At 59.7% G+C, this 22,267-nt stretch carries 20 protein-coding genes and 1 pseudogene; 9 read left to right on the plus strand and 12 right to left on the minus strand.

What is annotated here, in order from left to right:
- Positions 1-33 precede the first annotated feature (33 nt).
- Positions 34-879, plus strand: coding sequence for a transketolase (locus AC3WOG_RS35940; protein ID WP_492582624.1), 846 nt, complete (start codon positions 34-36; stop codon positions 877-879).
- Positions 876-1,874 (plus strand): transketolase family protein, encoded by a 999-nt coding sequence (locus AC3WOG_RS35945; RefSeq protein WP_492582625.1) that lies wholly within the window; start codon positions 876-878, stop codon positions 1,872-1,874. The genes AC3WOG_RS35940 and AC3WOG_RS35945 overlap by 4 nt, the downstream gene beginning before the upstream one ends.
- A 598-nt stretch (positions 1,875-2,472) precedes the next feature.
- Here AC3WOG_RS35945 and AC3WOG_RS35950 read toward each other — a convergent pair.
- The 4 genes and pseudogenes from AC3WOG_RS35950 to AC3WOG_RS35965 all read right to left on the minus strand — a co-directional run.
- Positions 2,473-3,696 (minus strand): annotated as a pseudogene (locus AC3WOG_RS35950) (DNA polymerase ligase N-terminal domain-containing protein); the annotation flags it as partial.
- Positions 3,697-4,217: 521 nt separating this feature from the next.
- The gene (locus tag AC3WOG_RS35955; RefSeq protein WP_492582626.1) at positions 4,218-4,595 is read right to left on the minus strand and encodes a DUF6984 family protein; all 378 of its coding nucleotides are present in this window, start codon (positions 4,593-4,595) and stop codon (positions 4,218-4,220) included.
- Positions 4,596-4,716: 121 nt separating this feature from the next.
- Complete coding sequence (locus AC3WOG_RS35960; protein WP_492582627.1) at positions 4,717-5,202, minus strand: hypothetical protein; 486 nt, start codon at positions 5,200-5,202, stop codon at positions 4,717-4,719.
- Positions 5,203-5,413: 211 nt separating this feature from the next.
- Positions 5,414-5,896, minus strand: coding sequence for a hypothetical protein (locus AC3WOG_RS35965; RefSeq protein ID WP_492582628.1), 483 nt, complete (start codon positions 5,894-5,896; stop codon positions 5,414-5,416).
- Positions 5,897-6,759: 863 nt separating this feature from the next.
- Here AC3WOG_RS35965 and tnpA point away from each other — a divergent pair.
- The 4 genes from tnpA to AC3WOG_RS35985 are packed head-to-tail and all read left to right on the plus strand — an operon-like array spanning position 6,760 to position 9,603.
- On the plus strand, positions 6,760-7,182 hold the full coding sequence (gene tnpA, locus AC3WOG_RS35970; protein WP_492582629.1) for an IS66 family insertion sequence element accessory protein TnpA: 423 nt from the start codon (positions 6,760-6,762) through the stop codon (positions 7,180-7,182).
- Positions 7,176-7,523, plus strand: coding sequence for an IS66 family insertion sequence element accessory protein TnpB (tnpB, locus tag AC3WOG_RS35975; protein ID WP_035936519.1), 348 nt, complete (start codon positions 7,176-7,178; stop codon positions 7,521-7,523). Before tnpA ends, tnpB begins: the two co-directional genes overlap by 7 nt.
- Before the next feature lie 48 nt (positions 7,524-7,571).
- A complete protein-coding gene (gene tnpC, locus AC3WOG_RS35980) occupies positions 7,572-9,095 on the plus strand; it encodes an IS66 family transposase (protein WP_492582630.1) in 1,524 nt (507 codons plus the stop codon).
- 13 nt (positions 9,096-9,108) lie between these two features.
- Positions 9,109-9,603: a hypothetical protein gene (locus AC3WOG_RS35985; protein WP_492582631.1), complete on the plus strand. Its 495-nt coding sequence runs from the start codon at positions 9,109-9,111 to the stop codon at positions 9,601-9,603.
- A gap of 711 nt (positions 9,604-10,314) precedes the next feature.
- Here AC3WOG_RS35985 and AC3WOG_RS35990 read toward each other — a convergent pair.
- The 8 genes from AC3WOG_RS35990 to AC3WOG_RS36025 form a co-directional block, all read right to left on the minus strand.
- Complete coding sequence (locus AC3WOG_RS35990; protein ID WP_492582632.1) at positions 10,315-11,016, minus strand: Imm50 family immunity protein; 702 nt, start codon at positions 11,014-11,016, stop codon at positions 10,315-10,317.
- A gap of 47 nt (positions 11,017-11,063) precedes the next feature.
- A complete protein-coding gene (locus AC3WOG_RS35995; protein ID WP_492582633.1) occupies positions 11,064-11,387 on the minus strand; it encodes a hypothetical protein in 324 nt (107 codons plus the stop codon).
- Positions 11,384-12,226, minus strand: a complete 843-nt coding sequence (locus tag AC3WOG_RS36000) for a tetratricopeptide repeat protein (RefSeq protein WP_492582634.1) — start codon at positions 12,224-12,226, stop codon at positions 11,384-11,386. Before AC3WOG_RS36000 ends, AC3WOG_RS35995 begins: the two co-directional genes overlap by 4 nt.
- Entirely contained in the window at positions 12,223-13,134 is a 912-nt protein-coding gene (gene ku / locus AC3WOG_RS36005; RefSeq protein ID WP_492582635.1) for a non-homologous end joining protein Ku, read from the minus strand. Before ku ends, AC3WOG_RS36000 begins: the two co-directional genes overlap by 4 nt.
- Positions 13,135-13,236: 102 nt before the next feature.
- Entirely contained in the window at positions 13,237-15,750 is a 2,514-nt protein-coding gene (ligD, locus tag AC3WOG_RS36010) for a DNA ligase D (RefSeq protein WP_492582636.1), read from the minus strand.
- Positions 15,751-16,630: 880 nt separating this feature from the next.
- Positions 16,631-16,969 (minus strand): hypothetical protein, encoded by a 339-nt coding sequence (locus tag AC3WOG_RS36015; protein WP_492582637.1) that lies wholly within the window; start codon positions 16,967-16,969, stop codon positions 16,631-16,633.
- Positions 16,970-17,080: 111 nt separating this feature from the next.
- The gene (locus AC3WOG_RS36020; protein WP_171929655.1) at positions 17,081-17,452 is read right to left on the minus strand and encodes a YciI family protein; all 372 of its coding nucleotides are present in this window, start codon (positions 17,450-17,452) and stop codon (positions 17,081-17,083) included.
- Between the two features lie 249 nt (positions 17,453-17,701).
- A complete protein-coding gene (locus AC3WOG_RS36025) occupies positions 17,702-18,625 on the minus strand; it encodes a LysR substrate-binding domain-containing protein (protein WP_429345597.1) in 924 nt (307 codons plus the stop codon).
- Positions 18,626-18,725: 100 nt separating this feature from the next.
- Between AC3WOG_RS36025 and AC3WOG_RS36030 the strand changes: the two genes are divergently transcribed.
- The 3 genes from AC3WOG_RS36030 to AC3WOG_RS36040 all read left to right on the plus strand — a co-directional run bounded on the left by AC3WOG_RS36030 (position 18,726) and on the right by AC3WOG_RS36040 (position 22,266).
- Positions 18,726-19,643: a DMT family transporter gene (locus AC3WOG_RS36030; RefSeq protein WP_492582638.1), complete on the plus strand. Its 918-nt coding sequence runs from the start codon at positions 18,726-18,728 to the stop codon at positions 19,641-19,643.
- Between the two features lie 516 nt (positions 19,644-20,159).
- On the plus strand, positions 20,160-20,876 hold the full coding sequence (gene imuA, locus AC3WOG_RS36035) for a translesion DNA synthesis-associated protein ImuA (RefSeq protein ID WP_492582639.1): 717 nt from the start codon (positions 20,160-20,162) through the stop codon (positions 20,874-20,876).
- Positions 20,797-22,266, plus strand: coding sequence for a Y-family DNA polymerase (locus AC3WOG_RS36040; protein WP_492582640.1), 1,470 nt, complete (start codon positions 20,797-20,799; stop codon positions 22,264-22,266). The genes imuA and AC3WOG_RS36040 overlap by 80 nt, the downstream gene beginning before the upstream one ends.
- Position 22,267 lies beyond the last annotated feature (1 nt).

Raw genomic sequence — 22,267 nt, forward strand, 5'->3', positions numbered from 1 at the left:
TCAAGATTTCTTTCGATATCAAAGGAGCAACACATGGACAGCGAAATCATTACCGAGGACGTCACGCTCGCTGAGCGCGCGTATCGGGTTCGGAGAAACGCCTTGCTAATGGGCGAAGTACAGGGTCAGGGCTATATCGGCCAGGCACTCGACATTGCGGACGTTCTCGCCGTCGCTTACTTCGGCGCAATGCGTTACCGCCCGCAAGATCCTGAATGGGAAGATCGCGACCGGTTCCTGCTGTCGAATGGTCACTACGCGATTGCTTTATATGCGGCGTTGTTCGAAGCCGGCATCCTGCCCGCAGAAGAACTCGAAACGTATGGCAGCGACGAAAGCCGCCTGCCGATGTCCGGCATGGCGAGCTATACGCCAGGGATGGAAATGTCCGGCGGCTCGCTCGGTCACGGTCTCACGATTGCCGTAGGCCGCTGCCTTGGGCTCAAGCGCAAGGGTTCGAGCGCATTCGTCTACACACTGTTCTCCGATGGCGAACTCGACGAAGGCTCGATCTGGGAAGGCCTGATGTCCGCCGCGCACTGGAAGCTCGACAACCTGATCGCGATGATCGACGTGAACAACCAGCAGGCCGATGGCCCGTCGACGCAGGTCATGGCCTTCGAGCCACTCGTCGACAAGCTCGAAGCGTTCGGCTGGTACACGCAACGCGTGAACGGCAACGATATCGAGGCCGTCAAGCAGGCATTCGATAACGCCCGCAATCACGACAAGCCCCAGCCGCGCATCATCGTCTGCGATACGAAGATGGGCTGCGGCGTGCCGTTTCTCGAAGAACGCGAGAAGAACCACTTTATCCGCGTCGACGCGCACGAGTGGCAACTCGCACTCGAAGCACTCGAAGCAGGGAGAAAAGCATGAGCACCGTTGAGAAAAAGCCGCGCCTGAAAACGTCGGCGATGATCGCTTCGATTGCGGGAGAGGGCCAGGTCACACGTTCCGCGCCGTTTGGCCATGCACTCGCCGAACTCGCGCGTACCAAAGCAAACGTGATCGGCATGACAGCCGATCTCGGCAAGTACACCGACCTGCATATCTTCGGCAAAGAGTTCCCGGACCGTTACTACCAGATGGGCATGGCCGAACAGCTGCTGATGGGCGCAGCCGCCGGCTTTGCGCATGAAGGTGCGCAGCCGTTCGTGACGACGTATGCCGTGTTCGCCACGCGCCGCGCGTACGACTTCATCCATCAGGCCATCGCTGAAGACAATCTCGACGTGAAGATCGTGGCGGCGCTGCCGGGTCTCACGACCGGCTACGGCCCGAGCCACCAGGCCGCAGAAGACCTCGCGCTGATGCGCGCGATGCCGAACATGACGGTGATCGATCCGTGCGACGCGCTCGATATCGAGCAGATGGTGCCTGCGATCGCCGCGCACAAAGGCCCTGTGTATGCGCGTCTGTTGCGCGGCAACGTGCCCGCCGTGCTCGACGAATACGACTACCAGTTCGAACTCGGCAAGGCCAAGCTGCTGCGCGACGGCAACGAGGTGTTGCTGATCTCCTCGGGGATCATGACGATGCGCTCCCTGGAAGTCGCGAAAGCGCTGGAGGCGGACAACATCGGCGTCGGCGTGCTGCACGTGCCGACCATCAAGCCGCTCGATACCGCCACAATCCTCCGCGAAGCGAAGCGTACGGGCCGCATGGTGATCGTCGCGGAAAATCATACGGTGATCGGCGGACTCGGCGAAGCAGTGGCACGCACGCTGCTCGGCGCGGGCGTAACGCCGCCGTTCCGGCAGATCGCACTGCCTGACGAGTTTCTCGACGCGGGCGCCCTGCCAACGCTGCACGACCGCTACGGCATTTCAACGGGGACGATGGCCGCGTCTATCAAGACTTGGCTCGCGTAACCGATCAAATGACTGGCTAACCCTACCGATTTACGCAACGTAACAGTTGCTGCCAAGAACGGCCGCATCCCGACGGGAAGCGGCCGTTCGCTTTGGATGATCCAATGGCCGTTTGTGGCCCGAGTCGAGGCATTGCCGCCCGGAATCTGCTCGCCCGGGAACGGCCATTGAGCTATGGCCGACGAACGGCGACCTCGACCGGCTGCTTGTGACCGACTCCTGCCTGATACGGGGCGGCCGTAGACCGCGAGCAGGCTGACATACGACGGCTATCATCGAGCCTGCGGAAGTTGGCGACTGCTGACATCAAATCGCCCCGGGTAGCTCCCGCTGTTCTGCGGTGGGCGCGGGCGGCTAGGGCAGATCTGTGGATAACCGGCGTTGCGCTCCCCCTGCACTCCCTCAAAAGCATGAGAGCTATTTTCGCAACCGAAAAGCAAAGAACTGCATAGCGGCAGCCCGGCTACGCCGGGCTGAAAACGTAACTAAAAAGGCATATTCAACAGAATTAGATACATCACCTACTGCGACGAAGAGCTGAGTGGCTCGTGCCGTAGGGACTTCAGGAGCTATCGCCACACAAAAATGCTCATAAGAGCTTTAGCCAGGTCTGAGTCCGCATCGAAACGTAAGGCGCGTCGCGCCGCTTGAACATCAGACCCTCCAGCCCCAGGTCACACGCGGCCTGAAACACCTGCGCCGGCGGTGCGGCGAAATGCTGGCTGATTCGAATCCGCTCGGTGGGCTCGCCGATAAGCTGCTCCAGAAGCGCTCGCCGGGAGGTCAGGGGCACCTTGCGGAGGTCCTGGCCATCCCAGAAAGGGACGTCGAAAAGAAAGTACACGGTGTTTTCACTGCGGAGCCCGGTGATGGCATTCTGGAGCGCATTGAAGTCAGGGAGTCCGTCCTTGAGCACCACCAGCTCACCATCCAGCCAGGCTTCTGTGATTCCAAGTTTTTCGACTTCCGAGGTAAGACTCTTCAGCTTACTGGTCCAGTCGTGGCCGCCTCTCGTGAACAGGCGGGCGTGTCCATTGTCAATGCGCGCCATCATGCGATAGCCGTCGAACTTCGTCTCCACTACCCATCCGTCATCTTTCGGTAAGGATGCCGCCAAGGTGGCAAGCTGCGGCTCCAGCGTCGCGGGCAGGTCGGCGTTGACGGCGAGTGACAGGTCAATCTCTGATCCCGTCACGGATGACATCCCGGCAGTCGCTCGAGGCTCGCGCTCCTCGACCGGCCCAAGCGGCTTGCCGACGATGCTGTCGGGCAGCGCTTTGATGACGTCGTATTGCGCGAGCGGTCGGGCACATTCGTCACGCTTCTTGAAGAGCATCCACTGGTCCTGCCGGTCTTCAGGCCTGGAGATGCGCACCAGCTCCCAAAGCCCCGCGAGCTTTTGCCCGTGGAGCCTGAAAATGAGCTTACCGGCCTTCATCCCTTCATGCGGGTCTGCCACCGGCTCCCAGGTGCCGCAGTCCCAAACAATAACGGTGCCAGCGCCGTATTGTTTCGGCGGGATGGTGCCTTCAAAGTCTGCGTAACTGACGGGGTGGTCCTCCACGTGAATCGCCATCCGCTTTTCCTTGGGGTCGTAGCTCGGCCCCCTGGGGATAGCCCAGCTCAACAGGATACCGTCGAGTTCAAGACGAAAGTCGTAATGAAGGCGGCTTGCCCAGTGCTTCTGGATAACGAACAACAGACTTTCGACGGGCGTTGCGGGGCCGGGAACCTGAGGAGCAGGCTCGGGCGTGACCTTGAAGTCACGTTTCCGTTGGTAGCGGGAGAGCGGAGGGCGGGTCCTGTCGGAGCGGGCAGCCATGGCCTAGTCTACGGCGGGTCCAGCCGGTCCGCCAACGACTCAACCTGGCCGATTGTCATCTGATGCCGAAGAGTGCAACGGCACGCTCGCACCTGAGCACTATCGTTGCACAACGTGCCGGGCTAATATCGCCAGACCATTTACGGGTGACTCAGATGAGTGAAACTGACGCGCGACCGAGGCCGCGCATTAATCGGTCGACGCAACCAGTCGAACAGGGTGTCAGCGTCATGAAGCCCCGGTGGCGGAGGTCTGATAAAAAAATAGCCCATCTCCACTAAGGGACAGGCTACGAAACACACTCCGGGAATGGGAATCAAAAATTTTCCCGGACTGAAAACTCTAACCACCCAATATTTCACAATCAAGTACTGAGAGACCTATTTGCTTCGCGATTTTCGAAGTAGGAGCAAGGTTGTTCGTCCGAGAAAGACTCGGCAAAGCGACTTTGAACGGCCGAGTTCGACCCGAAGCGGTCGGACGCATTTCCCCAAAACGGTCATCCAATGTGCCACATAACTTCATTCCGTATCGTCCGGTCCAGGGACGAACCGCTGCCAAATTGCTGGCATTCGTTGGATAGTAGTTCCATCTACTTTGTAGATCTCGATTTCTCGGCAAACTCCATCAACGACATGCAGGAGAACACTGATTTGAACTCCATCTACATCAGGACCATATAACTCAGTTGGAACTCGATGTAACACTGGTGCCGAGATCGGCTGTGGAACGTTAATTTCAAGACTGCGGTCCTCATCGATCAGTCGCAGGACACAGTGCTGAAGTTGCTTGATCACTTCCGCACGGCCAGGAAACTCAGCAGCGGTCAATTCGGAGATCAGTTCTCTTTCGGCCGCCGATAGCGAGCGAAAATTATTGATGTCTGTACTTCTATACATCGCAGCCTCCCCTAGCAGCGGTCACTATCAAGTACACCAGAAAAGCCACTCCAGAATGCCCAAGCGCGCATCCAGATTATGCTGACGCAACTGGCCGCAGACATGGCCGTCGTCTGGTGACCTATGGCAAGAGGTCCTCGAACGGAGATTCAGCCGGGTACGGCCAAGCCGCACGCACCTGCACTTCGGCACATCGAACACTCATACTCAGCCCTATGTTTGGTTCAAGATCGAACAGAAACGTTCCATCGAGTTCGCGAGACAAGGTCACTTCACTCACAAAGCTGTCATCTAGCATCGCGTTTAGATCGATCTCGCATGCTTGAACGTCGAGCAGGGCTATGGCGACTCCATAATCAATCTGACCAACCCGGTCGGTGCGGCTGCGTGGGAGTCTATGTTTCAATTCAAGCAGTACGTCGACCAGTTCCAATTTCCGTGGATCGAACAGCACCCCCGGCGTGGCAGATTTCACGCGTTTCGCCCGCTCCATGCTCACTGAGCACACCATGGCATCGTGGAACGTTGGGTACTCGTTGAATAGCTTGAGCAAAAGCTCGTTTCCCGCAGCGAGGTGCCACGCCGATTGATTTCGTTCGTGTTTCAACGGATCCCCCTATCGGACACATCAGTCGTGGTTTCGGCCAGCCAGCAATATATGCGCGGAACGATTGACGATTTGGACGCCCGCGTCGAACGTCTCAAGTTGGCCGATGACTGCCTCATGCAAACCGCATGAACTTCGGAATCCCACTCCGTCGCGACCGGCAGTACGCGACCCTAAGCCGCCGGCCATGAGTCTTGGAAGCGGACGGTCATCACATTAAAGGTTCACCAGCACCAGCAACTTCTCTGTACAGTGATTCATCGCATGTCACTAAGAACAAGATTGGTGTTCCAGCTCCGAGTACGTGTATCGGCCGTAAGGCAGCAATCTGTGCCCAAAATTCTTCTGTCAGTGCATCGCCGTCCTTAAGCGGTGAAAATCCAAAATGATTCACAAATGACCGATGGGGGCCAAAGTTCCTACGATTATCGTAAACGTACCACTCGTCGAAGCCCGGCGTCGGCAATTGTGAAATAGTCTCGATCCGTGGGCTAACTGCCAAGTCTCCGAGGCTGTACCAACCGCTTGCTACTTCAAAATCTGTCGGCCTGTACGGGCCACTGTCGCAGGACGCGATTGCAACATGCTTTTCTATAACTATGTTCGGGAAGCGCTGAAGAATATCTTCAAGAGAAGGATCCCAATCACTTTCCCATTCGATAACCCGATAACCAGCTCGCAAGCCTGTACGCATGATCTCTGATCTCCAGAGAATGGTTTAGCAACGCAGCCCTTCTTCGATATATCTATCATACGAAACAAATAACTGCTCAATCATACTGAAATCTGGGATAAATATGTATTCCAATACTATAAATAGAATCTTCAGTAAAACGTGTAAACTGCCCCAAAAAAAACACCAAGGCAACAAACATCATGGCCCAAATAACCATAATGGCCAGCAACTTAAGACGATACTTCAGATACTGCGATTTGGACATTTTTTGTGGAGCCGGCCAAGCTATATAAAGAAATTTCAGCATTGTTCACCGCTAGCTATAGGTTAATTACTGATGGACTGACTGGCCTCAACCTAGGCTACGGTCAGAGTAGCTTCCATTAGTGGCTTGACCATCCGTCCGTCGATTGAAAATCATCTAGCGGGCCTCCCCACCGCCGCACTGAGACCGATGACAACCGTCTCAGGTCGACCCGCGGCGGTCATTCAAAACTCAGTCCACCGGCATTGCTGCTTGCTGGTGGCCCACAAAGGTTAAGTCACCTTATGGCCGCAGTGCACACATTTGCTAGACCAAACATTACCCCATCCAAATATCCAACCTACTTTGGTGAAGAAAGATCTTTCTCCGCAGCACGGGCATACAAATGTATAAAGCCTTACCAAAGCGCGATAAGCACGAAAGAACAGCACCCATACCCATAGCCCGAATGCCAACAACGAGATTGGGGGGAACCTAGTTTCGAAGAACCACACAAACTCCATGAGGCCGAACATAACCACCGGCCATAGAAGAAACGTAAGCGTCAGCGGATCCCGTCTTGAATCTGGCATGCTCGAGTGTGAACGTGTTGCTTTCGTGAGAATGGGGCAATGCGATGGAAGACGAGAACATTAAGGCTGCAACGGCGATGGGCGCACGTCGCCCACGGCAAGGCGAAGCGTTCTGGGGCGAAATGGTTACCATCTGGAAAGCGAGTGGGATCGGCGCTCGGCGATTTTGCCGGGAACAGGGTCTTGCGCTAAGCACCTTCAGTCTGTGGCGCAAGAAACTTTCAAGCCCCATCAAAGAGACCAGGCAGCCGCTCGCGGTTACTGCGGATGCGGCATTCATCGTCTCCAGTCTGGATGCTGAACTGGTGCCCCCGGAGCCGTCCGTGGCAAGGCCCACCGCTGACGCATCGCCGTCGCGTGACCGGGTGACGCTCTCGCTCGCGGGCGTTCGCCTCGAACTAAGCGGCGTTCACGCCGAGCGCATCGTGCGATTTGTGCTCGGGCAGCTCGGAGGTGGCCGGTGCTGATTGCCTCGGACGTTCGCGCGTACATCTGTCGCGACCCGGTAGACATGCGCAAGGCAATTGACGGGCTGTCGTATCTCGTCGAGCCGTTGCTTGCCCAGAAGCCTGCATCGGGCAACCTGTTCGTCTTCGTTGCGCGCGACCGCTCCAAAGTGAAGATTCTTTATTGGGACCGGACCGGCTTCGCGCTTTGGTATAAGCGGCTTGAACGAGGCCGTTTCCCGTCACCCTCGTTACTCGCCCAGCGCGGCTTCACGCTCGCCGAACTCAACGCATGGCTCGAAGGCATCGAGATTCCGGCGCGAGAGCCGCACCACACCGTGGCAGTGACGCGCGTGGCATGACGTGCTCCCCCCAGCCCGAGCTTGTAAACGTGGCTCGAGTTGGGCATCATGATGCACATGCCACCCACCGCCGTCACTGTCGCGGATCTTCCCGTCGAGCCCGATGCGCTGCAAGCATTCGCGCTTGAACAGAACCGGCTTGCACGGGTGTTGTGGGAGCAGCTGGAAATCCTCCAGCATCAGATTGCGCAGTTGAACCGGGCGCGCTTCGGCGTGAGTTCTGAGCGCCTGGCCGGCCAGGCCGAACTGTTTGATGCCGCCGCGGAAATCCCGGTGCCGCCCGTGGCCGACGCAGTACCTGTGGAGGGCCACACTCGCAAAGGGCGTCCTGCTTTGCCGAAGGACCTGCCACGCACACGCATCGAATACGATCTCAGCGATGAGCAGAAGATAGCTTTCGATACGCTCGAACGGATCGGCGAAGAACGCAGCGAGACACTGCATTACGAGCCGTCCAGGCTCACCGTCATTGAACACATCCGCTTCAAATACGTGGCGAAGAAGGATGGCGAGTCGACCATCGTGACTGCAAGCGCGCAGCCGTCGCCGCTACCGAAGAGCAATGCCAGCGCGAGCCTGCTCGCCAATGTGCTGGTCAACACCTATGTCGATCATCTGCCGTTGAATCGCCAGGAAATGCGCTACGCGCGCCGTGGCGTGTACTTGCCTCGAGCCACGCTGTGCGAATGGAAGCTGGCATCGGCCGAGCTACTATCGGTACTGCTGCCCGGGTTGCGCGCCCACCAGTTGAAGGCGCCGCGAATGCACGTGGACGACACAACACTGCCTTTGCTCGAGCGAGGCCACCCGTCAACGCGTACAGCGCGATTATGGGGCTACCTTGGCGCGGGCCAGCATAAGGAGAACGGTGTCTGGGTCGACCACCCGCCGGCGGTCGTGTTCGAGTTCGCTGAGTCGCGAGCGGGCGCACATCCGCTGCTGTACCTGAATCAATACCAAGGCTATCTGCAAGCCGACGCGTATAGCGGCCATGCTGCGCTTTATGAGCGAGGCGATATCGTCGAGGTCGGATGTTGGGCTCATTGCCGCCGACGGTTCTTCGAGATTGCCAAGGCTCAGAAGGACCCAGGGCTCGCGGCTCACGCGCTGCAGTGGATCGCCCGGCTGTATGCAATTGAATCGCGAGTCAAAGACCGAACGCCAGACATCAAGCTTGCGGTCCGGCAGGCAGAGACGTTGCCCGTGCTTGCGCAGTTTCGTCGGTGGTTAGATGCAAACGTCATCGGTTTGCTCCCACAAGCGCCGCTGGCCAAGGCCTTCGGTTATACGCTGCGACACTGGGAGGCGCTCATCCGATATACGGAGAACGGTGTCCTGTTGCCAGACAACAATGCGCTTGAGCGGCAGATCAGGCCGATTGCCCTCGGAAGGTCGAACTGGATGTTTGCGGCATCTCCTCGCGGCGCCCGTGCAGCTGCAACGATGTACTCACTCATCGGTACGGCTCGTCTGAACGGTATCGAACCCTACGCGTGGCTTGAGCAAACGCTCGAACAATTGCCGTCGTATCCCGTCAATCGCGTGCACGAATTGCTGCCGCTCGCCCGCTAAAACACCTCTGCACATGGACATTCCAGACTCGCTTCGCCAGGCGCCTAGCGCCGAGCTCTATCGCCTCTATCTTGCGATCGGAAAAATGCTTGACGATCCCCGTCGCATTCTCGAAATACGGCAACGCCTCCATCTGGGGATGGCAGTCAACTACATTGGCGATAACCCGCTTGGTCCGCCGGCACAAGGCACGATTGTTGAACTCCGGCAAACCCAGGCGGTGGTTCAGGACAGCGCGACGCGACGCCGGTGGGGCGTGCTCTATGCGGCGATCATCATCCCGGAAACGTCAACCGGTCAGCCTCATGTCGAACCGACACCGCCGCCGAAAACGCAGCGTGAAGAGTTCTTCGTCGGCGACACAGTTGGCTTCACCGACAAGCACCTCAGCGAGCGCGTGGGCATCGTCGTCAGGCTGAATGCCAAGACCGCCTCTATTGCCGTCAACGACACCGATGGTCACTGGCGCGTTTCGTACTCTCTATTACGAAAGATCGTCGACATTTAGCCGCGCAAAACCACCCTAACGGGTTCCGCTGACGGATACGAAGAAACGCTTGCAGGCGTAGTGCTCGAAGCGAGACCCTTCGTTCTGCGGTTGCCTCCAATTTGTCCCGCCGCATAAACGCATGGCCGTCTTGCGAATGGACTAAGGTTGCCGGCTTCTGGCTGCCCTTTGGACCGAAAGGTGCGAGGTAGATTGCCGGCGCCTTCAGAAGCGACGCACGATCGCTCGTGTGTTTATGACCTCGTGCTTGGGCGATCTGTTGGGCCAGTTGCGATAGAGATTCGGGCGTTTGGTCATACCAGCTCAACGATTCGAACTGCGCGTAGGCCAAGGGAAGATCAGGCCTGTGAATGCTGACCTCGAGTTCCGTGTATTCATCGGTCCGCAGATAATGCGCCCGTGACAAGAACAAGGTGCGTCGCACGCGGTAGTAGCTAAAGGTGCTGGACAGGTTCTTCATGCCCCAAGCTTGCCTGTGTGGCCACCAGGCGTCATACATGACCACATCTCCATCAAACGCGATCACGCGAACAGGATGCCCTGTCCAATCCGTTTGGAAAACAGCACCAAGTTCGAGTGGCGGGTAGTTCATGTGTAACTATCCTTTCTACACGGACCAAGCAGGCGTATCGCTCTCTCGCCACCGAAGCGTCACACGATGCTCGACATAACGCGGACCGTCGTGCCTTTGGAGATGTCGATATCGCGCAACTAGTCACTGTCGGGCAAATACGGTTCAACGCGCACCACGCGCGCAACTGCGCAATAGAGTAGGAACGAAAAGCCAGTTGACGGATCCAGATCGACCTGGATGCGGCCATCGTCGCACCGCGAAAAACGCAAGTCATTTATCCACGAGGGATGGGTTACGTTTTCAGTGACGAACTCCTCCCCCTCCACGTCCTTGAGCAGAAACGTAACCTTGCAATGCTCGTCATTACCTTTCCACGCCGGATTGTCCTGCCCCCAGTGATGAAGTGTGAACTCCATGTCCGTATGCGCTTTTCCACTGGACGCGCGTCGACGCAGGGTTACGGAAAGCAGTTCGGCATCATGAAACTCAGGCCAGTAGCCGAAGATGCGGCGAATCAGCCACGCATCGTTGACCGCGCCCTCGTCGGTTTCCTTGCGGTTCCTGTATCGGTCCGATTCCCATGACTCCGGCAACCTCTCTACCATCTCCTCCAGCATGTTTCGGAGGTATTTTTCCGCTTGTTCGTGCGTGCCCCGGAAATTCAGCACGCTTGCCCCACTCCCGAGGCGGCCATCGCAAGCTTCCTGCACAATTTCGAAACCGTAGATAAACGTCCCGTCGTCGGGTTGATAGAGGTGGTAACCGATGTCATAAGTCAGGCCGCGTGCGTTCTTGCGGATGTACTTGAACGTATTCTCGTAATTTGACTGAAGTCTCATTTGCCTCCCCCGCTTATATAAACCAGCTGGATCGGATCGCCTGGCTATCACCACCGCCATCCGCGCAGATTCGCGGCGCTATAGCCCAATGGCTCTACGTCTATGTCGACAAGCTCCGCACCATAGTCGCGCATGGTGCGCGAGCAGGTCAAACGGCGCGACGGACATGCTTTCTCCCCGGAGGTGACAAATCGATTGAAAATCAACGAACCTCGACGCAGCCAAAACATGGTCGACTCAAATTCAAGATTGTCAACGATTCGGGGGACGTTGTCGAACGACCGTTCTTGGCCGATTTCTGCCAGATCCCCGGCTAGTGTTGATGTACTTAATTCGTGCACGGGAATCCATTGCACAGTAACGACGTTCAAGAGCCCTGGATACGGCGGTACGCGTTGTAGTGTCGAAGGGCGCCTTGCTTGTCCCCTCGGAGTTCCTTGAGTCGTGCAAGGTTGTAGTGCGCATCCGCGTAGTCTGGCTCAATCGCGAGGCACTTTCCGTAGCCATTCAGCGCTTCGTCGGCGCAGTCCAGCTCTTCCAGCGCAACGGCGCGGTTAAAGTGCAGTTGGCAATCGTCCGGGAAGAATTCCAGGGCCCTGTCAAACACTGCCAGCGCTTCCTCGCAGCGTCCCTCTTCACACAGGAGAACGCCCAGGTTGGTGTAAGCGCCATAGTGCGCCACAGGCAGCAACTCCAGGACTCTCCGATAAGCATGCTCGGCCCCCTGCCGGTCCGTGGTGGTCAGTTGCTCACCGAGCTCAAACCACTCCTCGGCCTGGATGTGAGCCTCCTTTGCGCTGCGAGGGGAGCCGTCCAGAAACGCCACGTCACCTTTCAGGGGAGCGACCTCAAAGTCGAGCAGCAGCTGGCCCGACTCGGCTTCCCATTGGTCGGGACCTATCCGCACAGCAATTGTGTTGCCAACAGCGGTAATTCGAATCCCGGTCAAGGGCAGTTCCTCCGGGAGCGAAGCTTTGAGGCGCGTCAACGAGCGCAATATCTTGCGCGAGGGAATGTTGGCCGTCTGGAGCCGATAGGCCGTACGCAGCAGGACAGCATCGTGAAAGCTGAAGCGCAGTTCGTTCCGGGGGCCGCGGGCAGGGGTCACAAAGCCGGCTTCGACCAGGCCGGTCAAAACTCTGCGCGATATACCAAGCAGGGACTGGAGACTGCGCAGAGAGTAGTGATGCTCCAACGCGTGGCGCGTCACTTCCGGGCCCGTACCCGAGCAGGTGGTTCCTCAGCCTTCTCGGCGCGCTTGACGCCTTTGCGCTCCTTCGTGGCAACGGCCGCGACATCGCCGGCAGAAGCCCTGGCCCTGGTGGCAGGCGGCCTGGCCTTGCCTCCTCTGGCCAGGCTCGCGCGCAGCGCATCCATCAGGTCGATGACCTGCCCGGTAGCGGACACTTCCACCTGTTCGGGCGTAACAATATCCTTGCCGGCGATCTTCTCATCGATCGCCTTGAGAACGCGCTTCTTTTCCTCGTCTTCGTACTGCGTCGGGTCGTAGTTCTCCTCGGCAATCTGGTCGATGAGCTGTAATGCCAATTTAAGCTCAGGCTCAGAAATCTCGGCTTGCTCGATGTGCAAGTCCTTCAACGAGCGCACCTCATCGGCGAAGAGCAGCTGCTGAAAGACCAGGCCGTCTTCCGTGGGACGAACCTGCACCATATGCGTTTTGCCCCTGGAGGCCCATTTGGCCACCGCGCAGCGACCGCTCTTGAGCATGGCTTCCTTGAGCAGGTTGTACGGCTTTCCGCCCCGCTTGTCCGGAGCCACGAAGTAGGCCTTGTCGTAGTAAAGAGGGTCGACGGTTTTCTCCGGAATGAAGGCCACTATTTCAACCACGTGACTTCCGCCCTCTTCGAGCGCCTTCAGTTCGTCTGAAGAAAACACGACAAACCGGTCCTTCTCGAACTCATATCCCTTCTGCAAGTCCGCACGCTCCACGAGCTGCCCGGTCTTCTCCGAGATGTACTGTTGCTTTGCGCGGGAGCCGTCCTTGCACATGTAGTTGAACTTGACAGCGGTTTCGCTCTCGGTGGCGCTGTAAAGCTTGACTGGAATTGACACCAGACCGAAGGAAAGCGACAGCGATGCGATAGAACGACCAGGCATGACATCCTCCACACAACAGGTGGTGGGCGGGGCAGCAACCAGGGCAGGCACTCGTGCTCGTGCTCGTGCTCGTGCTCGTGCTCGTGCTCGTGCTCGTGCGACTCAGCTTAGCCTTTTCATCGCTGCCGTCAACAGCTGCCGGGTCGACCAGTAGTCATGCCAAGGGTCGTCGGTCTGGAAGCTGAGGTACTCGCGCGCAGTAGCCACGGTCCACTGCGACCCACTTTTCAGCGACATGAGTTGCTCCCAGGTCACGGGCATGGACACCCCCAGGCCCGGCCGGGCCCGGGCAGAAAACGCGGCCACGGTGGTCTGGCCCATGCCGTTGCGCAGGTAGTCGACAAACACCTTTCCCTGACGATTTGAAGGGCCCGATTTTGCAGTGAATCGTTCGGGAATGGTGCGGACCAGGTGCTGTACAAAGGCCCTGGAGAAACCCTTCACGGTCTCATAGTCGAGTCGCGGCGCCAGCGGCACCACAATGTGCAAGCCCTTGCCGCCGCTGGTCTTCAGCCAGGCCTTAAGCCCGAGTTCGGTCAGCAGCGTGTGGACAAGGAGTGCCGCCTCCTGCACCTCGAGCCACTTCAAACCTTCGCCGGGGTCCAGGTCGAAGATGACCCGGTCAGGCTTGTCGAGGCGCTTTACCGTTGAATTCCATACGTGGAATTCAACGACGTTCATCTGGGCGGCCGACACGAGTGCGTCCAGGGTGTCGACGGTCAGCAGGGCGCCGTGTCCCGGCCACAGGTCTGGTTCGTGTTCCTTGAGCCCGGGCATCCTGGTCTCCGGATGTTTCTGAAAAAACAGTTCTTCGGTGATGCCGTTGGGCGCACGCACCATCGAGAGTGGGCGGTCCTTCAGGTGGGGCAGCATCCAGTCGGCTACGCTTTCGTAGTACCGGACCAGATCGAGTTTGGTGATGCCGGCCACCGGGTCGATGACCCGGTCAGGGTTCGTTACCTTGACCGACCTTGCCGCTGGCGCCGCGACTGCAGTCCTGGCGGCCTCCCGGGTGATATCGCCTGCCGGCTTGTCGGTGCGCAAACCCTTGAACGAGGCGTGTCGCACGTGACCGTCTCGCGTCCACTCGGCGAAGGCAACCTCCGCCACCAGCAATGGCTGGACCCAATGCTCGCTGCCCGCAGCGCGCGTGGTCCGCCGCCCTGGTTTAAGCGCCTTGGGATCGAATGGCGCAGCAGGCACTTCAAGTGCGGTCACGCGGGTCCACAGATCCCGGGCGGTCCTGGCATCCCAGCCTGTGCCGACGCTGCCGGCAAAGCGAAGCCTGCCATCCACGTGGTAACCCAGTAGCAGGCTCCCGACCTCCTGTGATGCCGCACTTCGATTGGTGAAACCGCAGATGACGAACTCCTGGCGGAGCCTGCATTTTGCCTTTAGCCAGGTCTGAGTCCGCGTCGAAACGTAGGGCGCGTCGCGCCGCTTGAACATCAGGCCCTCCAGCCCCAGGTCACACGCGGCCTGAAACACCTGCGCTGGCGGTGCGGCAAAATGCTGGCTGATTCGAATCCGCTCGGTGGGCTCGCCGATGAGCTGCTCGAGGAGCGCTCGCCGGGAGGTCAGGGGCACCTTGCGGAGGTCCTGGCCGTCCCAGTAAGGGACGTCGAAAAGAAAGTACACGATGTTTTCATTGCGCGGCGCGGTGATGGCATTCTGGAGTGCATTGAAGTCAGGGAGTCCGTCCTTGAGCACCACCAGTTCCCCGTCCAGCCAGGCCTCCGTGATTCCCAGCTTTTCGACTTCCGAGGCAAGACTCTTCAGCTTACTGGTCCAGTCGTGGCCGCCTCTCGTGAACAGGCGGGCGCGTCCCCTGTCGATGCGTGCCATCATGCGATAGCCGTCGAACTTCGTCTCCAGTATCCAGCCGTCATCTTTCGGTAAGGATGTCGCCAGGGTGGCAAGCTGGGGCTCCAGCTTCGCGGGCAGGTCGGCGCCGACGGCAAGTGACAGGTCGATCTCTGGTTCCGTCATGGGTGACATCCCGGCAGTCGCTCGAGGCTCGCGCTGCTCGACGAGGCCAAGCGGTTTGCCGACTACGCTGTCGGGCAGCGCCTTGATGACATCGTATTGCGCGAGCGGTTGGGCCCATTCGTCACGCTTCTTGAAGAGCATCCATTGGTCCTGCCTGTCTTCAGGCCTGGAGATGCGCACCAGCTCCCACAGGCCCGCGAGCTTTTCCCCATGGAGCCTGAAAATCAGTTTGCCGGCCTTCATCCCGTCGTGCGGGTCTTCGACCGGCTCCCAGGTGCCGCGGTCCCAGACAATGACGGTGCCAGCGCCATACTGTTTCGGCGGGATGGTGCCTTGAAAGTCTGCATAACTGACGGGGTGGTCCTCAACGTGAATCGCCATCCGCTTTTCCTTGGGGTCATAGCTAGGACCCTTGGGGATAGCCCAGCTCAACAGGACACCGTCGAGTTCGAGACGAAAGTCGTAATGAAGGCGGCTTGCCCAGTGCTTCTGGATAACGAAGGAGAGCCTTTTGACGGGCGCTGAGGGGCCGGGAACCTGAGGAGCAGGCTCGGGCGTGACCTTGAAGTCACGTTTCCGTTGGTAGCGGGCGAGCGGAGGGCGGGTCCTGTCGGAGCGGGCAGCCATGGCCTAGTCTACGGCGGGTCCACCCGGTCCGCCAACGACTCAAGGGTGTGGGATCGAGCGTACCTTCATTTGGGCGGTCAGGCACTAATGGGTTGCCGGCCAGATAGCGCACGTCGACGAGCCACGCGAAGCGAAGGATGTGCACCGGCAAGACTTGCCAACGAATTCGGTCACGCGCCAGATGACGCGGAACCGAATACATTGGACTTGCCGGATTTGTGACGCAAATTTGTTGGACCAGCCGGAGGGTAGGATTGACCCGTCGTACGCCGGTTTCGAAAGGCTGCGTGCGGCCAGGAACGGCCGGTCGACACCATCGCTCAGATCGTCGACAATCGCCATGCGATCAGAGCGAATATCGCTTGAGGAACCGCTAATGCGATCCTGCCAAAATGTCGTTGCCTAAACTCTTAACCGCGATAAAACAGGAATCAGTTGGTAGACCATGGTCGGAATACCCGGAAATTATCCAAAGACCCGCGGACAAAGGATTGTGGGGATAGTGGGCGCTGTGATTGCTTTTGGTTTTATTGCGTACGTCATACTCAAAAGCATCTTCCGATGGTGAAGTGGCAGGATCCGGGCCATGAAGCGACGGTCGATATCCCTCTCCGAATCGTCGACAATTTTCCCGTCGATGTTCCAATTTGCTCGACTGCACATTACTGTCCGTTCCAAACGCCCGAGTAAAGGTCATAGACGGTCAAGTGTCGTAGTGCCTCTCTAACCTTTGCCTCCCCGACAGTGTCAAGCAATCGGGTCGGGATAGAAATCCCGACATGCTCCCGGCCAATCGAAAATACTTCGGCTTTACCGTCGAGCAGGTCAAGGCTGCGCTCAACATCGCTCAGGGATACCCCACGAGCTATAAGTTGAAGGCTCATGACCGCTTCACCCGAACCTCGGCGACGTCTCCGAGCGCTTTTTCCAGCCGCCCCCCCAGATCGTCCACAACCCTTTGTCCACGCACGTCATAGTGCGCCACAAACCTTGTCGGCAGAGGCACGTGTTGTCGGCCAAAAAGTATCCGCGCCCGTACGAACGCAACGCTTAGGTTCAGTGCATCTTCCGTCTCGACATAGTGATTGGCGATCAGCGTGTGTTCTGTGGCGTCGGTTGCAGAAAACTCTGGCGTAAACATGATATTTTGATCCGAGACATCCCAGACTGTTGAACGGCCGCTTTCGGGAAATCTGAAGGCCCGCTTCGGGTCGATCACAGGCGTCGCCGCTCGGCCCAGAAGTAGCATCGTCGCGATGACTCACGAAGCCGTGAAGGTGTTTGAGGAGAACAGAGCCCCAACGCATATTTGAGACACGCGTCCAAGCCCTCATCGGGACCAGTAGAAATCCACGGGGATAAGCTCGACGACCCATCCACCTTCTTCGCCCAGCGTGGCCGCCGGGTGCATGGAGGCGATGCGCAACGCCTCGTCATGGGTATCCGCCTCGATGATGAACAGGCCGCCCACGACTTCCTTCGACTCGGTATAGGGCCCATCGGTGACGTGCGTCTTGCCACTGCGCGGGCGGAGCGTCCTCCAGTTGTCCAGATCGCCAAGCGATGCGGAAATCAGTACCTTGTCGGTAGCCCGCATCTTGTCGTCCAATGCGGGGCATTGGCTCACCAATTTCTTGACGTCGTCTGGCGCCATCGCGGCGAATTTATCGGGGGTGAAGTAGGCCAAGCCGAGGTATTTCATGGGAGATCCTTTGGGTGTGAATAACCTGACGACGAAGCTGATGATCGAAAATCGACAATCTTCTGAAAAGTTTGTAGCGGGTCTCGCCAGACTGTCCGCTTTTGGGGTCGCGCGGTGCCGACCGCCGGGCTCGTGCTGCACATGCGGATCGCGTGAGGCAGAGGTCGGCCAGGAGCGGTCCGTCATCCCCAACCGAAAAACGTCCGTTGTTGTTGGGCCAAGCGCTATTCGCGGGGAAACGGCTTCGAGTCATCGATGTGTTGCCTGACCGGAATCCAGGGGAGTGCTCCTGGCAGCCATCCTCTCAGCCATCCACGCTTGCAGCGATTTCACCGCTGGTTGAAGCTCTTCCGCCTTGGGGTGTACGAGATAGTATCCGTTGGACAACGGCAGCGCTTTGTCGAACGGTTCAACAAGCGACCCTTCAGCGAGCTCGGCTTCCACCAAGATGGGACTTGTCAGGACCAGCCCTTGCGCGTGCACGGCCGCCTCGATTGCCATCAAGGACTGGTCGAACTGAATGCCGTTGATCGCCTCGATCTGCGCATCGGCAAGACTGCTGAAGCGTGTCAGCCACACCCTCCAGTGAGGATGCAGCGTGTTGTGAAGCAGCGTCGCGGATTGAAAATCTTCGGGTCGCTTCAATTTCCACTTCTTCGCGTAAGCAGGGCTGCAGTATGCACGTGCCTCGTCGGTGTAAAGCAGTTGCACCGCGAGTTGCGGATCGATGCCGTCGAAATATCGGACCGCGAGGTCAACGGCGTCGAATTCAAAATCGACAAGCGTGGTGGTCGTGTTCAAGCTCAATGCGATTCCCGGGTGAGCTTGCAGAAAGTCGGCCATTCGAGGGGCGAACCACTTTGCGGCAAAGCTCGGCGGCATCGATAGCCGAACGCCCTTGTTGTGACGCTCCCGCAGGCGGCGGCTGGCATGGATGATCTCCAGGAGCGCCGGCTGGATCCGTGCGAAATACGCGCGACCTTCCACGGTCGGCGTTACCTGTCGTATCTGCCGTACGAACAGGGCGACACCGAGCCAGTCTTCGAGCTTCTGGATCTGCTGGCCCACCGCACCGGGCGTCACGTTCAGTTCCTGGGCAGCCAGAGAAAAACTGCCGAGCCGCATGGCAGCTTCCAGAGCCACCAAGGCTTTCATTGGAGGAATTGGTTGCATAGCGCAGTTTTTCTATTGCATGGAAGAAATTAAATCATTTGTAGCGCATAGGCGGCATGAAGACAATCAAGACTCCAAGCCCTCCATCGAGATTATCGCCATGAACCCCGCCTACCTCGCCTTCGCCGCGCTCGGCCTCATCTGGGGCACCAACTTCATGTTCATGAAGTGGGCGAGCGTCGACATATCGGCATCCCAGATCGTATTTCTTCGGACGCTGTTCGGTTTCCTGCCAATCCTCGCCATGGCGCTGTTCAGGGGTGAGCTGAAATGGCGTCATCTGCGCCACGCGCATCATTTCTTCGTGATGTCGCTTCTCGCCACTGTGGTCTACTACTACGCATTCGCGAAGGGGGCGGCGCTGCTGCTATCCAGCGTGGCGGGCATGCTAAGCGGAGCGATCCCGCTGTTTTCTTTCGTCGTCGCCTGGGTGCTATTGCGGCAGGAACGCCCGACCGCGCGGATGATCGTCGGCATCGCGAGTGGATTCGCCGGCGTGCTGCTGATCGCGCAGCCGTGGAATGCGCACGGCGCAGGCGTCAATTTGCTCGGGGTGTCCTACATGGTCGCCGGCTCGCTGAGCGTCGGATGCTCGTTCGTGTACGCGCGGCGCTTTCTCTCCGGCCTCGACCTCTCGCCACTGGCACTGTCGACCTGGCAGATCGGCTTCGCGCTCGTCGTGGTCAGCGGCGTCACAGACTTCCACGGTATGGCACGTGTAACGGGTGACACGCGTGCCGCGCTTGGGCTCGTCCTGGGTCTCGGGCTGACAGGAACCGGAGTCGCCTACATTCTGTATTACTTCATCGTCAGGCGGCTCGGCGCGGTCGCGGCTTCCAGCGTGACATATATCCCGCCTGTCATTGCCTTGCTGCTGGGATTGTCGATCGGCCACGAACCGATGCGACCACTCGATCTGCTCGCAATGGCGGCTATCTTCGCGGGGGTGTATCTGCTGCAGAGCCGGCGGCGCGCGATGCCAGCTGCCGCTTCGCGGACGCGATCGGCGCTCAGTTGAGTATGGCGGCTTTCGTCGAATCATTTCGACCGGTGTCCGAGGCACATATGTGTCAGGGCGACTGTGGTATCAGCGCAGACTGAGTGTGCCGACGCGGCGGCGGAAAATGGCGGACTCCAGCAGCGCGGGGCCCGACTGGATTCAGAAAAGCGCCACGCGGCCCGCTTCAGGCTGTGCTGTTCCATTCAGGGTGGCCGCCCGAACGTCAGCTTGGCGTTCGTAAGCCGACGGCCGCGGGCAACGCGGTGAATGTCCCGTCAGGGTCGCCCAGCGTCAGTCGCTTCCTCAAAACGAACCTTCATCGGTCGGCGTACTAGAGCACCGCCCGCGACCTCGTTGCACCGCACGTTGCCACCGACTTATTCCGGCCGATTCCGTCCAGCCCAGTCAATTCCGTGCTTTCGAGTCTAGCTAACCGCACTAGTCCAACGAATTCCGTGTACCGGCACCGGCTTCACATTTTCTCGGGATAAGCGCTACACTAGATACTGTATATTTATACAGTACTCATGCCCCATGAGCGCCCTGCCGCGTCACCCTGAAGAAATCCACCCTGGCCTCTGGCGCGCTTCGCAGCTGGCCGCCGGCTTCGACCGGGTGGTGTCGTGCGGCCACGCCGCGCTGGCCGCCGAGCTGCCGGGCGGCGGCTGGCCCGCGGGCGCGCTCACCGAACTGCTCACACCGCAGCCGGGCTGTGGTGAACTGCGTCTGCTGCAGCCCGCGCTGGCGACCGTTGGGTCCCGCCCCTTGCTCCTGCTGCAGGCGCCGCACCGGCTGCAACCCGCCGGACTGGCGTGGCTGGGCGTTCCCGCAGGACAGGCCTGCGTGCTGCGCGCACCACGCACGGCTGATGCGCTGTGGGCCGCCGAGCAGATCCTGCGTGCCGGCACCTGCGGCGCCCTGCTCTTCTGGCAAGCCGAAGTCCGGCAGGAAGCGCTGCGGCGCCTGCATCTGGCCGCGCAGGCCTCGGACACCCTGCTGTTCCTGTTTCGCCCACTCGCGGCCGCCCAGGCGACGTCGCCGGCGCCGCTGCGGCTTGCACTGCGAGCCGCCAGGGGCGGTATTGAAGTGACGTTCGTCAAGCGCCGCGGACCACAGCGCGACGAACCCGTTTTCGTTCCTCTCGTACCTTCACCTGCCCTGTTGAGCCGATATGCAACTCTGGATCGGCGTACATCTGCCGCACCTCGCCCTCGAGTCGTTTCTCCCGCGCTGGTCGACGCCACGCAATGAGGCCGGGTTTGTCGTGCTGGAGAAGGACCGCGTTGTCGCGCTCGACGACGTGGCGCACTCGGCCGGGATCGTGCCCGGCATGCGCCGCGGTGGCGTGCTGACGCTCGTCCCCGACGCGGTCATCCGGGAACGTGATCTCACCCGTGAAGCGGAGCTTGTTCGTGGCGTGGCGTTCGCCCTGCTGCAGTTCACCCCCCACGTGGTGCTGGCGGAGGAATCGGTCGTGCTGGCCGACGTCTCGGCGAGCCTGCGTCTATTCGGCGGCATCCGGCCACTGCGCCGGCGGGCGGGTGAAACGGTGACCACGTTCGGCGTGACCGCGACACTTGCCGTTGCCCCTACGGGGCAGGCCGCGTGGCTCTTCGCCAGGTCATCGGCTGGCATCGCGCTCACGTTGCGCTCCGTCGACCGTATGCTGAGTCGCGTGCCGTTACCTGCCCTGCCGCCTGCGCGCCCCTACGCCGAATGGTTCGACGGATTGGGATGCACAACCGTGGACGACGTCCGGCGCCTGCCCCGCGCAGGCCTCAGGAAGCGCTGCGGCACGGCGCTGCTGGATGCGCTCGATCGCGCGACGGGCGCGGCGCCCGAAGTGTACGAATGGCTGGAGTTGCCCCCCGCCTTCAGCGCGCGGCTCGAGCTGCCCGACCGGATCGAGCACGCGGAAGCCGTGCTGTTCGCGGCGCGGCGCCTGATCCTGCAGATGACCGGCTGGCTGTCGGCGCGACAGCTGGCGATCGCGCGGTTTGTACTTGAGCTCGAGCATGAACGCGGCCGCGCGGCGGTGCCACCGACGGCAATCGAAATCGCACTTGGCGAACCGACGTCACGCGAGGACCACCTCGTGCGCCTGCTGAAAGAACGGCTGGGCCGCGTCGAACTGGCCGCGCCGGTCATCGCCGTTCGCCTCGATGCAAAGGACGTCCGCGAAGCGGACGCACCCAGTGAGTCACTGTTTCCGGAGCCCGGCGGCTCGCCGCAGGATCACGCGCGCCTGGTGGAGCTGCTCCTCGCCCGGCTCGGCGCGCAGAACGTGCTCAAGGCGGCTCCGGTTGCCGACCACCGCCCGGAAGTCGCCGCACGCTGGCTTCCCATCGGCGAGACCGTCAGGTCCACGCTGCCGCCGCCGAACCTTCCGCGGCCCACGTGGCTGCTCGACAAGCCGGTACAGCTCATCATGCGCGGCCACCGTCCGTTCTACGGCACGCCGCTGCGCATGGTCTCGCCGGGCGAACGGATCGAGGTCGGCTGGCAGGATGGGCATCCGGTGACGCGAGACTATTTTATCGCGGAGTCCGAAGACGCGGTGCACTACTGGGTCTTCCGGGAGCGCGTAAGCGCCGTCGAGGAACGCGAGCCGCGCTGGTTCCTGCACGGCCTGTTCGGGTGAT

The organism is Paraburkholderia sp. FW306-02-B, from assembly GCF_058782725.1.